This is a genomic window from Pedobacter terrae, assembly GCF_900100705.1.
Lineage (GTDB): Bacteria > Bacteroidota > Bacteroidia > Sphingobacteriales > Sphingobacteriaceae > Pedobacter > Pedobacter terrae.
On sequence record NZ_FNCH01000003.1, the window covers coordinates 54,553 to 67,296 of the forward strand.

At 38.9% G+C, this 12,744-nt stretch carries 13 protein-coding genes; 5 read left to right on the forward strand and 8 right to left on the reverse strand.

Annotated elements, in window-relative coordinates:
- Entirely contained in the window at positions 1–636 is a 636-nt protein-coding gene (locus BLR60_RS05125; protein WP_090497496.1) for a peptidase associated/transthyretin-like domain-containing protein, read from the forward strand.
- A 78-nt stretch (positions 637–714) separates the two neighbouring features.
- A complete protein-coding gene (locus BLR60_RS05130) occupies positions 715–1,218 on the forward strand; it encodes a hypothetical protein (protein ID WP_090497497.1) in 504 nt (167 codons plus the stop codon).
- A 170-nt stretch (positions 1,219–1,388) separates the two neighbouring features.
- On the opposite strand, the gene def is transcribed toward BLR60_RS05130, so the two are convergent.
- From def to BLR60_RS05150, 4 genes are all read right to left on the reverse strand, one after another.
- Positions 1,389–1,949: a peptide deformylase gene (gene def / locus BLR60_RS05135; protein WP_090497498.1), complete on the reverse strand. Its 561-nt coding sequence runs from the start codon at positions 1,947–1,949 to the stop codon at positions 1,389–1,391.
- Positions 1,950–2,029: 80 nt separating this feature from the next.
- Entirely contained in the window at positions 2,030–3,262 is a 1,233-nt protein-coding gene (locus BLR60_RS05140; protein WP_090497499.1) for a M16 family metallopeptidase, read from the reverse strand.
- Positions 3,263–3,288: 26 nt separating this feature from the next.
- Entirely contained in the window at positions 3,289–3,741 is a 453-nt protein-coding gene (locus BLR60_RS05145; protein WP_143009032.1) for a hypothetical protein, read from the reverse strand.
- Between the two features lie 142 nt (positions 3,742–3,883).
- Positions 3,884–6,034, reverse strand: coding sequence for a S9 family peptidase (locus tag BLR60_RS05150; RefSeq protein ID WP_090497501.1), 2,151 nt, complete (start codon positions 6,032–6,034; stop codon positions 3,884–3,886).
- Between the two features lie 405 nt (positions 6,035–6,439).
- On the opposite strand from BLR60_RS05150, the gene proB reads away from it, so the two are divergent.
- Together proB and BLR60_RS05160 are read left to right on the forward strand one after the other, a co-directional pair.
- Entirely contained in the window at positions 6,440–7,519 is a 1,080-nt protein-coding gene (gene proB / locus BLR60_RS05155) for a glutamate 5-kinase (protein ID WP_090497502.1), read from the forward strand.
- A gap of 86 nt (positions 7,520–7,605) precedes the next feature.
- Positions 7,606–8,880, forward strand: a complete 1,275-nt coding sequence (locus BLR60_RS05160; RefSeq protein WP_262502247.1) for a glutamate-5-semialdehyde dehydrogenase — start codon at positions 7,606–7,608, stop codon at positions 8,878–8,880.
- A gap of 253 nt (positions 8,881–9,133) precedes the next feature.
- Here the strand turns inward: BLR60_RS05160 and BLR60_RS05165 are convergent, their stop codons facing one another.
- Complete coding sequence (locus tag BLR60_RS05165) at positions 9,134–10,516, reverse strand: MBL fold metallo-hydrolase RNA specificity domain-containing protein (protein WP_090497503.1); 1,383 nt, start codon at positions 10,514–10,516, stop codon at positions 9,134–9,136.
- Positions 10,517–10,604: 88 nt separating this feature from the next.
- Entirely contained in the window at positions 10,605–10,949 is a 345-nt protein-coding gene (locus BLR60_RS05170; protein ID WP_090497504.1) for a hypothetical protein, read from the reverse strand.
- 92 nt (positions 10,950–11,041) lie between these two features.
- Here BLR60_RS05170 and BLR60_RS05175 point away from each other — a divergent pair, with 92 nt between their 5' ends.
- Complete coding sequence (locus tag BLR60_RS05175) at positions 11,042–11,296, forward strand: hypothetical protein (RefSeq protein WP_208600577.1); 255 nt, start codon at positions 11,042–11,044, stop codon at positions 11,294–11,296.
- 53 nt (positions 11,297–11,349) lie between these two features.
- Here the strand turns inward: BLR60_RS05175 and BLR60_RS05180 are convergent, their stop codons facing one another.
- Both BLR60_RS05180 and BLR60_RS05185 read right to left on the reverse strand, forming a co-directional pair.
- Positions 11,350–12,030: a type 1 glutamine amidotransferase domain-containing protein gene (locus BLR60_RS05180; RefSeq protein WP_090497505.1), complete on the reverse strand. Its 681-nt coding sequence runs from the start codon at positions 12,028–12,030 to the stop codon at positions 11,350–11,352.
- Between the two features lie 87 nt (positions 12,031–12,117).
- Positions 12,118–12,687: a Crp/Fnr family transcriptional regulator gene (locus BLR60_RS05185; protein WP_090497506.1), complete on the reverse strand. Its 570-nt coding sequence runs from the start codon at positions 12,685–12,687 to the stop codon at positions 12,118–12,120.
- Between the last annotated feature and the right edge of the window lie 57 nt (positions 12,688–12,744).

Here is a 12,744-nt window from a genome sequence, read left to right on the forward strand (position 1 = left end):
ATGAGATATTGTATTATCCTGATTTGCCTTATTTTTTCTGTAACCGCTTTTGCACAACAAAAGCCGGCTCAGGATAAACTGATTCAATTTTCCGGGATTATTACCGATATCGACAGTTCAAACGTAATACCATATGTTACCATCACCAATCTTTCTGCCAGGAGTAAAAGGGTTGGTGCCGATTACAGGGGATATTTTACTTTTATTGTTAATCCTGGTGATACGATTTTATTTACAGCCATTGGTTATAAGAAGTTTTCTACGGTGATTCCGGAAAGTACGCCGGATAGTAAGTACACCATTATGGTTAAATTGAAAGCGAATGTGATCGATTTACCCTCGGTGCGCGTTTTCCCCTGGGCTACTACAGAAGAATTTACCCGTGAGTTTTTATCAATGAAACTGGCGGATGATGATATGGCTATTGCAAAAAAGAATCTTTCGCGTTCATCAATCGATGGTATGATTCAGACGCTACCGCGCGACGGACAGGAAATCGGCAGTCAGAATTACCGCTATAATTTTGACAGGATGATCAATAAAAATATGGTGCAAACCAATCCACTACTTAATCCTTTCGCCTGGGGTAAGCTGATGCAGCAGATCTTTGATGGCGATAAGAGCAGGACGAATTAGTCAGGAGTCTTTAGTCTTTGGGCACCTGACCGTTTTAATTAATAATCATATCATCATTCAGATTTTAACGTATCAGGAATGAAACTTTTTCCCTCTCAATCATTCGTATTACACGCTGATATTTCAGCTCATGAAGCCTGGGATAATTTATCAGGCGCATTGCTAAAGGATCCAAAGCGTCCTCTATATTTCATTTTCGGAAATCCAGATCATGTACCATTCAAAGGATATATCAACGGTTCTAGATTTAATATCTCAAGAAACTTATCGTATAGAAACTCGTTTCAGGCAGAAATTTCAGGAGAGATATTTGCAGAAAGTAGTGGTTGTAAAATAGCCATTAGGCTAAGTTTAATGCCCTTTGTAAAAGGATTTTTAATGCTTTGGTGCTCATTCGCAGCGATGTTTTTTTTGATGTTTATTTCTGGTGCGATAAAAAATCAAGAACCCAAGCTGGCATTTGGCTCCTTATTCGCATTAGGCATGATCGGATTTTGCAGTTTAATTGTATCTATTGGCTTTAAATCTGATTGTAATGCGTGCCGAAAAGCACTGAATGCTGTTTTTAAGATTGAAATGTAACTATATTAAAGGATAAGCGCAGTGAATCATATCTAAAAAGATCCTGAAACACCCGTCCGACTGGCCGGGCGGAAGTTCAGGATGACGGAAAGCAACAAATTGATGAGGGAAAGCAAGGACAAAAAAAGGGAAAACGTTTCCATTTTCCCTCTTACATCTTCCATCAAAACCTATCTTTTTTTGCTCTTGTTCGGAAACTTCATTTTGTAATCTGTTTGGATATTTCCTTTTGAAATGGCATCCAATTTGCTTTTAAGCATGGTTTTACGCAAAACACTTACTTTATCAGTAAATAATTTGCCTTCAATATGATCGTATTCATGCTGGATTACACGTGCAGGCATTCCATCAACCTCATCGGTATGCGCTACCCAGTTTTCATCAAAATAGCTAATTTTGATATTGGGTTTACGCATAATATTTTCGCGAATATCTGGAATACTTAAGCAGCCTTCGTTAAAGCTCCAGGCTTCACCTGTTTCTTCCAAGATTTCGGCATTGATAAACACTTTTTTATAGCCAGGGTTTCCGTCTTCATCTTCACCGGTATCTACAATAAACAAACGGATCGGCAAACCAATCTGCGGCGCAGCCAGGCCCACACCATTGGCGTAATACATGGTGTCGAACATATCGCTGATTAATTTTTCTAATTCCGGATAATCTTTATCAATATCGGTGCAAACCTTTTTTAAAACCGGATCGCCGTAAGCTACTATTGGTAATTTCATTGTATTGTATTTTATGTCGTGCCTCGCAATGACGAAAAAAGTCAAGCGATGCAAATCGCATTTTTTTACAAAAATAACAATTATTCCTCTATTGGACAGAAAGTAAAGATATTCAGTTGTTCAATATCTAAAATTTCATGGGTAACATCGGCCATTTGTGTAGTAGTAACTGCATCTATTTTCTCAAAAACGGTATCTAAAGAATCTATTTTATTGTGATCAATCAGACTTTTTGCCATTGAAATGATTAAACCGATCCTGTTTTCTTCTCCCAAAGCAATCTGTCCGATAAACTTGTTTTTGGCCTTCTGAAGCTGTAAATCATTTAGAGGACGATCTCTAAGCTTTTTGATTTCCTTGAAAATTAAAGATAGTGCTTTAGCCTGTTTTTCTTTATCTGTTCCGAAATAAATAGAAAAGATACCGGTATCACTTAGTGGTGAAAAGTTGGATTCGATGGTATAAGCAATCCCGTATTTCTCCCTGATCTGCAGATTTAATACCGAGCTCATTCCATTGCCGCCAAAGTAATTATTCAACAACATTAAAGGAACTTTCTGTGTTTGGTGTGTGGAATATGCCTGTGTGCCCAAAATGCAGTGTGCCTGCATAATTGGTTTGTAAATGGTGGTATTGCCTGGTGGAAGTATAGTTGGTTTAACCCTCGTTTTATTTGGGTTATTCTCCTCAACATCGGCAAAATGTTTGCTTCCTTTGCTTACAACTTTATTTAAAGTATAATTGCCTAAAACAGCTACTACAATTTCATTTGTGCGGTAGTTGGCCTTTATGAAGTTGATTACATCCCCGCGGGTAAATTGCTGAACGGTTTTGGTTGTTCCCAAAATGTTATTGCCTAAAGCATGGCCGGCAAAAAGCATATCTTCAAAATCATCATTAATGGCTTCTTCTGGTTGATCCAGATAAGAAGAAATTTCATCCAGAATTACACTTTTCTCTTTATCCATCTCCTCTTCCGGAAAAGTTGAATGGAATAGAATATCGTTGAAAAGATCTAAGGTCCTATCTAAATAAGGATTTAAAAAAGAAGCATGTACGCAGGTATACTCTTTAGTGGTATAGGCATTTAAATCTGCCCCAACACTTTCTAAACGATTTAAAATCTGGTTGGTGCTCCGTTTTTCGGTACGCTTAAAAATTAAATGCTCAATAAAGTGCGCTAAACCTGCTTTGCCTTCAGGCTCATCTCTGGATCCTGTATTAACGATGATGCATGCGTGAGATATGGCAGAGGCCGCGGGCACGTGTAATAAGCGAATGCCGTTCGGCAAAGTGTGAACATTGTATTCCATTGAGGGGCAAAGATAAGGCTAATTGCTTATAAAGACCCTGAATCTGGATGTTGCAATTGTAAAGTGGAAATCAATTTATCTTTAGTTGGCCGTTTCAGTACCAAAAATATAAAATTAGCCGCCCCGAAAATCAAAAAGAACGAATTACGTGTCATAAAGAAACCAACAATATTGAAAAGGGCCCCACCTTCCAGTAAAGCTGAACTAATGATAAATGCACTTTGGTACATATTGATTTTGACATTATCGGAAGCCGTTTTATCAATTTTAGCGATTAAATTCCGGTAGAAAAAGATGCTTGCTGATAGGGTGATTAATCCCATGACCGGAAAAATCGGGTTAAAAGGAGCAGTGGTTTTAGGATCGGCATCGAAAAACATGATTTCGCGGTTGAGAAATATCGTTACCAATGCAAAAAGTAATACGCTTGAGCACAGCGCAAGATGAATGATTTGTATCGTTTTGAGTTGATTGTTCATGTTGGGATAGTATTGGTATTATTATTGAAAAAGTTCCGTCATCTCGACTGAAGCGCAGTCCCGAACGTTCGGGAGAGAGATCTGCTTAATTAGATTTCTCGACTGCGTTGCACTCCGCTCGAAATGACGGATTTATGGAAAATTATTTCGTTATTCCCTCCAGCGAGAATAAAAATGCCCATCGTAAAGACACATCTTTCAAATAATCAAAACGGCCTGACGCACCTCCATGGCCAAATTCCATATTAGTTTTGAGCAGCAGTACATTTTTGTCGGTTTTGGTGGCTCTTAATTTAGCGACCCATTTTGCAGGCTCGAAATACTGCACCTGGCTATCGTGTAATCCTGTAGTGACTAACATATTTGGGTAAGCTTTTTTCTCAATATTTTCATAAGGAGAATAGCTTTTCATGTAATCGTAAGCTGCTTTTTGTTTTGGATTGCCCCATTCATCAAATTCGTTTGTAGTAAGCGGAATGCTTTCATCCAGCATCGTATTAATTACATCTACAAAGGGCACATCAGCAATAAGGCCGTTCCATAAATCGGGCGCCATGTTGGCTACAGCACCCATTAATAAACCGCCTGCACTGCCTCCATGACCATATAAATGCCCTTTTGAGGTATATTTCTGTTCGATTAAATACTCCCCTGCTGCAATAAAATCAGTAAACGTGTTTTTCTTTTTCATCAGCTTTCCATCTTCGTACCATTGGCGGCCCATTTCCTGTCCACCACGAATATTGGCGATAGCAAATACAAATCCCCGATCTAGCAAACTTAAACGGGGAGAAGAGAAATAAACATCCGAATTTGAACCATAAGAGCCATAACCATAAAGCAACAATGGCGATTCACCATTCTTTTCGAAGCCCTTTTTGTAAACCAGCGCAATGGGCACTTTGGTACCATCTTTTGCGGTTGCAAAAACACGTTCAGTAACATAATCTTTTGGATTATAACCCCCCAAAACCTCCTGTTGTTTCATTAGTTGCTGGTCTTTCCTGATGAGGTTATAATCGTAAACCGAGCTGGGTGTAGTTAATGATGTATAATTGTAACGCAAGGTAGTGCTGTTGTATTCTGGATTTGCGCCAACGCCTACATCATACACAGGTTCATCAAATTTGAGGTAATAATCGCTTTTGTCTTTTTTTAGTACACGCAATTCGGTTAATCCGTTTTTGCGCTCAGATAAAACAGTAAAATCTTTAAATTCTTCCACACTTTCCAATAAAACATCAGCACGGTGCGGAATCACTTCTTTCCAGTTTTCTTTTTCGGTTTTATCCAACGGACATTCCATTAAACGGAAATTTTTAGCATTCCAGTTGGTTAAGATCAGGAACTTGCCATCAACAGGCATTACATCATACAAAACATCTTTTGAGCGGGCCGCAAAAACTTTAAAAGGGCTCTCCGGATGGTCGGCATCAATCATTTTATATTCTGCAGTTAAAGTTCCCTGTGAAGCGATAAAAATATATCTGCCGTTTTTCGATTTGCCTACGCCGATGTAGTTCGTATTATCTTTCTCATTGTAAACCACAGCATCCGTTTTGGCATCTGCACCGAGTACGTGTTTTTTTATTTTTTCACTCAACAAAGTAACTGGGTTTTTCGACGTATAAAAGAACGTTTTATTATCATTGGCCCAGGCCACTCCACCTTCTGTATTGGTAATGGCATCTTTTAAAATCTCTCCGGTTTCTAAATTTTTAACGTTAATGGTGTACTGCCTGCGCGAAACCTGATCGACCCCAAAAGCTAAAAGTTTATTATCGGGACTCACACTAAATCCGGTTGCACTGTAATAGGAATGGCCTTTTGCCAGTTGATCTACATCCAGCAAAATTTCTTCCGGAGCAGATAAACTTCCTTTTTTGCGGCAATATTTAAAATATTGCTGACCATCTTCTGTACGTGAGTAATAATAGTACCCATTTCTAAAAACCGGAACGGATTCGTCTTTTTCTTTAATCCGGCCTTTCATTTCCTTAAACAGGTCGGCCTGAAACTTTTCGGTACTTTTCATCATGGTATCCAGGTAAGCATTTTCTGCTTTCAGATAATTCACAACTCTGGTACTATCGGGACCCTTTTTAAAATAATCGATCATCCAATAGTAGTTATCTACTACGGTATCGCCATGTGTTACTCTTTTATGTGGAATAATTTCTGCTACCGGAGCTTTGGCATCAGGCCACTTTATTGCTTTCATTTCTTTCTTTTGAGGGTGATTACAGGCTGTAATTGCACTAAGCAACATCAGGCCGGGTAAGATACGTTTCATAGCGGTTTGATTTAGGATCAACTGCAATTTAATAATTTAGTTCAATAGTTCATTAGCCATTAGCGGTTAACTGGTTAATTGTTTAAAGCGGTTAACTGTGTTAGTCGTCGAGATCCCCGACCTAAATCCGCTAACTTCGGACTAGGGATTGATTGTTTAAATCGTTTAATTGGCTCCATTTCCAAAAGTCCAGCTTCAAACGCAATGGTTCATTAGTCATTTGTTAGCATTGCGCAGAAGAAAGCACTGATTATTTATTTCGCATAATAGACTCACAACTTGGGACTTCAGACTTAAGACTCTCACTAATTATCATTTTGGTAAAAATCCAGGACGCCTATAGATAATCATCCGAATTAGAAAAATTGATGTTAAATTGCCACATCCAAACGGTTTGAAATTATAATGAAATTAGGTTACAAAAAGATAGTTGTTAAAGTCGGTTCTAATGTAATCACGCAGGCGAATGGCTTGCCTGATGAAGCGAGGATTAAACACCTCGTAAATCAATTGGCCGACATTAAAAAGCAGGGTATTGAAGTAATTTTGGTGTCTTCAGGTGCAGTAGCATCAGGCAGAAGCTTGATCAAGGTATCTGAGAGACAAGATGCCGTAACTACCCGACAGCTACTAGCGGCTATCGGGCAGGTGAAACTGATTAATACTTACTCCAATTTTTTTGCAACACATGCTATACAATGCGCCCAGGTTTTGGTTACCAAGGAGGATTTTCGCGACCGGGCGCATTATCTGAATATGAAAAACTGCCTGCAGATTCTGCTTCAGAACGAGGTAATCCCAGTAGTGAATGAAAATGACGTCGTTTCGGTTACTGAGCTGATGTTTACCGATAATGACGAACTGGCTGGACTAATTGCCTCTATGTTAAATGCCGATGCTTTGATTATTTTATCGAATGTAAATGGCATTTATAATGGCGATCCAAAAGTAGAAGGTTCAGCTGTTATTGAGGAAATTAGTGGTTCGGTTGCTAACCTGGCCTCTTTTATTCAAACCGGTAAATCGCAATTTGGCCGAGGAGGGATGATTACCAAATCGACCATGGCACAAAAGGTAGCTAAACTGGGCATAACGGTTCATATTGCCAACGGAACAACAGCTGATGTACTGACTTCGCTATTAAACCATGAACTGGTACACACGCGCTTTGTTCCTGAAAAAAGCAAATCAGGCAAGAAAAAATGGATTGCCCATTCTGAAACTGCTGCAACTGGCGTGGTTAAATTAAATGATGGTGCCAAAACGGTATTGACATCAGGCAAAGCAACCAGTTTATTGCCTGTAGGAATTATTGAAATCCAAACAGACTTTTTAAAGGGTGATATTATTAAAATTATCGATGAAAATAACAACCTGATTGGATTAGGTATTGCAGAATATGGTTCTGATAAAGCTAGAGAACGCATCGGACAGAAAAAGCAAAAAGCACTGGTGCATTACGATTATTTTTACTCGGCTATTTAGTTGGGTTAACCACGGAGCCCACAGAGAAAAAATCACAGAGCGGCACAGAGGTGATTAAATTCTCTCTTTTTCTCTGTGAAAACCCCGTGACCTCTGTGGTAAAAAAGAAAAAAATGGATTATCAACAATACTTCGAAAAAGCAAAGCAAGCTAGTCGTACTTTGATTAGTTTGGGCAAAGAAACAACAGATGCTGTTTTAAGGGATCTGGCTGAAGCTCTAGTGGCTCATACAGCCGAAATTCTTACTGAAAACGCGAAGGATTTAGCTAAAATGCGCGTTGAAGATCCTAAGTATGACAGGTTGAAGCTAAGCGCGGCACGTATTGCGGATATAGCTAATGATCTCAAAAATGTTGCAAGCTTAAACAGTCCATTAGGTAAAGTTCTTTCTGATAAAATATTAGATAACCAGCTTCACATCCAAAAGGTTAGTGTGCCTTTAGGTGTTGTGGGTGTAATTTATGAAGCCCGCCCAAATGTTACAGCGGATGTATTTTCGCTTTGCTTTAAAACCGGAAATGTTGCGGTATTAAAAGGCGGCAGTGATGCTGAGTTTTCTAACCTGGTCATTGCAAAAGTAATACATGAGGTATTGGATAACCATAAAATTAATCGTGATGTGCTAACCTTATTGCCTGCAGAAAGAGCCGCAACCGAAGCTTTGCTAAATGCAAGGGGATTTGTTGATGTGCTGATTCCGAGGGGAAGTCAATCATTAATTCATTATGTTCGTGAAAACAGTAAAATCCCTGTTATTGAGACCGGAGCAGGAATCGTACATACCTATTTTGACGAAACGGGTGATTTAGAGAAAGGCAAAGCGATTATTTTTAATGCTAAAACCAGGAGGGTAAGTGTTTGTAACTCGTTAGACTGTGTGCTTGTTAACGAAAGCAGATTAAATGATTTACCCGCACTTTTAGCGCCTTTAGCAGATGGAAATGTAGAATTGTTTGCAGATGAAAAAAGCTATGAGATATTACAGTCTTCTTACCCACCACAGCTATTAAATAAAGCGACTCCTGAGCATTTTGGAACAGAGTTTTTATCATTAAAGCTGGCTGTTAAAGTGGTAACGGATTTGGCTGAAGCATTGAGCCACATTGCCAATTATAGTTCTAAACATAGTGAAGCCATTATTTCGGAAAATGCTACTCATATCGCTCAGTTTTTAAATGAAGTAGATGCCGCTGCGGTGTATGCCAACGCCTCTACTGGTTTTACAGACGGTGCACAATTTGGCCTTGGTGCCGAAATCGGGATCAGCACCCAAAAACTTCATGCCCGGGGACCAATGGGATTGGAAGAATTAACCAGTTATAAGTGGGTTGTTAGGGGAAATGGGCAAGTGAGGGGCTAATGATTGAAAATGTAAGAGGGATCATGGAAAGGGTGAATGACAGCCAGTAGGTGCGTCTCATATTATCATCATTTTGAGTAGGGTGTTATGTAACTAAATCTATCCAGAATGTCGTCACCCTGAACTCGTTTCAGGGTCTTTCATGCTAGATAAATCTCTCCCGCCTGTACGGGCAGGTCTGTCCTTACAGACGGGCATTCCACTGCGTTACAGTCGAGACGACTTTATATACTGGGAAAACAAAATAAATAAACTACAATTCAAAAACCGCTCCCCTTTCAGGCACTTCTACATTAAAACCATCTTCTTGCAGAGCCAGCGATAGACTTTGCAGGCTTTTATCTTCACCATGCACGAGGAATACTTTTTTGGGTTGGCCTGTTTGTTTAATTGCTTTTACTAAATCGTTATGATCGCCATGGCCACTCAGTAGGTCTGTTTGGCGGATGGTGGCATAAACCATCATTTCGCGGTCTTTAATACGCACAATGGGTGCTCCACTTAACAATTTATATCCAAGCGTCCCTTTGGCACAATAACCGATAAAAAGAATAGTGCAGTAATAATTCTGGATGTTGTAATACAGGTGATCCTGAATCCTTCCGCCTTCTAACATACCTGCAGAGGAAATAATGATACAGGGGTCAAAATAATTGGAAACATCTTTACTTTCTTTCATGGTTTGAACATAAGCGAGGTGTTCAAAATCAAATTCATCACCCATGGTTTGGTAAAAGTCTTTCGCTTCCTGACTGACCAGATTGTGGTGTTTGCGGTAAACCTCAGTCGCCTGGATGGCCATGGGGCTATCTACAAAAATCTGGATTGGTGGCAGCAGTTTTTTGGTAAAAATCTGGTTAAGCGCAAATACGAGCGATTGCGTACGGCCAATACTAAATGCCGGAATAATTAATCGTCCGGGACTTTTTATGCAGGCTTCTGTAATTTCCTGAACCAAGCGTTCTTCAAGTGTTTGGTCTTTGGTATGTACTCTGCCCCCGTAAGTTGCTTCGCTTACCACATAGTCTACCTCTGGCAAAGGCTCTGGATTAACCAATACCGGATAGTTCTCTCTTCCGATATCGCCGGTAAAAGCGATTTTCTTTTCTATACCCTCATCGTTTATGGTTAAAACAGCTGCTGCAGCCCCCAGTAAGTGGCCAACTGGCACAAAGGTTAAGCTAATATCACCATTGATCTTAAAAGGCTTGTTAAAAGCAATCGTTACAAAACGATCGATGGTATCCATCACATGTTTGTGCAGGTACAGCGGCTTTGGTCCGCTGAAGTTACCACGTTTAGTTCTTGGTTTTCGACCAGCCTTTCTTAAAAAAAGTTCAACAGAATCGAATAATAATATCGAGGTAAGATCGGCAGTTGGTGGTGTACAAAGTACCTGACCCTCAAAACCCATTCTAACCAGCGTTGGTAAGTTACCAGAGTGATCAATATGCGCATGGGTTAAAATTACCAGGTTTATGCTGGCCGGATCGAAGGGGAATTGTTGGTTTTCTTCCTGGTAGGTTTCTTTCTCGTAATCTAATCCGCAATCTATCAGTATTTTATAATGACCAATTTCGAGCAGGTGCATACTGCCGGTTACTTGTTGCGCTGCGCCCCAAAATGTTAACTTCATCTTCTTATCTATCGCGTAAAATCTTTAGCCGTAAAGTAGTATAAATGATGGGATTTTTAAACAATCAGGCGTAATTTTTTAATTATAGTTAATCGGCTTCTCTAAATTTAAGTATCCTCAATATTTCGCTTTTTGCTTCATCAGAAAAATCAGCTAAATCGGGTTGTAAAAGTGTTTTGTCTAAAAGCATGGCTATAATGGTGTCGAAAAACCACGAATTTCTAAGTCCGTCATATCTTCTGGCAATGTGTTTATCGAAATCTTTTACGGCAGTAAATATTTTATAATAATCGTCTCTATTGTCTTCAGGTTGCTGTGTTTTCCAGTCGTTTAGTATTTCGGAGAATGACTGCATTTCTTTTTTTAATTCCCGTTGTAAAGCTACTTCAAATAATTTTCGGGCAACTTTGTTATCTGCTTTAGAAAAATCCATATCGTAAATTATACCATAAAGATAAGAATGTCTTATATGTAGTCGTGCCTAACCCAAAGAAAGATTATTTATCTTTGAAGAAAAATATCCACATGCAAGAACCTTTTGATATAGAGATAGGACCAATTAACTATTCAGTTTTTCCGGAAGGAAATGATTCATACACCATTTTTAAAGATGGAAAAGAATACATTCAGATTCAGAAGGATACTTCATCGATCTGGTTAAAAATGGACTATAAAACCGAACTTCCAATTTTTGAGGAAGATGAAGAAGTGAATGCCATTGGGCAGGCCATTGAAAATTATGTACCTGAACCTGAAGACAAGGAAGAAGACGAGCTATAATAAGGAATCCTCAACAGGGATGGGAAAAACCAATCTCTGTTGAGGATTTAAATTTAGGCAAGAAGCTTCAACAGTTCTTCTGCAACTTTTTCTGATGATGCAGGGTTTTGGCCGGTAATCAATAAGCCATCAACTACCGCATACGGGTTCCAGTCGGCTATCTTACTGTAATTTCCACCATTTTTTATTAACATATCCTCTACTAAAAAAGGGACTACATTTGTTAGTTGTACCGCTTCTTCTTCGGTATTGGTAAACCCAGTTACATTTTTTCCGTTTACCAGATATTCACCATTCACCTTAACATCTTTGAGTACTCCGGGAGCATGACATACAAAGGCAACAGGTTTGTTAGCGGTATAGAATTTGGTAATGAGCTGTTGTGAAGTTGTGCTTTCTGCCAAATCCCAAAGTGGTCCGTGGCCTCCAGGATAAAAAACGGCATCATAATCATCCATCTTTATATCGGCCAATGGGGTGGTATTTTTCAATTTATCTAAAAGAATTGCGTCTTTGTCCATTCTTTTCGTTGTTTCGGTTTGAAAAGAAGGGTCTTCACTTTTAGGGTCTATTGGAGGCTGGCCACCTTTTGGAGAGGCCAGTACAATATTAATATCTTTGTCGGCTAAGGCATAATATGGCGCTGCCAATTCTTCTGACCAAAAACCTGTTTTTAAACCTGTATTTCCTAATTCATCGTGGCTTGTTAGCACGAATAAAACTTTCTTATTCATATTCTTTTTATGTTAAGTGTACCACAAATTTAACCCTGTTGGTTTTGGTAACAAAGGACTTCCATCACAGATTTATTGTGCGCGAAATCACGTTTTTGTGGAAAGTCTGCTTAAGGTTTCTCTTGAAATCCCCAGGTAAGCTGCAATTATTGTTTTAGAAAGCCGTTGCATCAATTGCGGATATTGTTGAGCGAGTTGTTCAAAGCGCTCTTTTGGGTTGGTGGTTAAAAGCGATAAAACCCTTTGTTGTAAACCTACATAACCTAAACTGTTTTTAATCCTGAAAAAATGTTCCATTTTATGACTTTCTCGGCATAGTTGATCTAAGTTATCTTTGCTGATGGAGAGTAGTTCGGAGTTTTCCAAGCAACTGATGTTGGTAATCGATTTAACATGGCCATAAAAAGCCCTGAAATCGGAAAGCCACCAGTTTTCCATTGCAAACTGGATAATATATTCTTTACCATTGGCATCTGTAAAAGTGGCCTTTAATAAACCTTTAACTACAAAATAAATATGATTGACAAATTCGTCTTCCTGGATGAGATACTGATGCTTTTTAAGTGTTTTAGGTTTGAAATGTGATACTATATGCTCAAACTCCTGATCGGTAAGGGAAATGATTTCTTCAAGGTGTGTTTTTAATTCAAAACTCATGCTATAAATTTAGCTAAATTAAGCATGAAACTTTTTTCTGATTTCAGAATAAAAGTT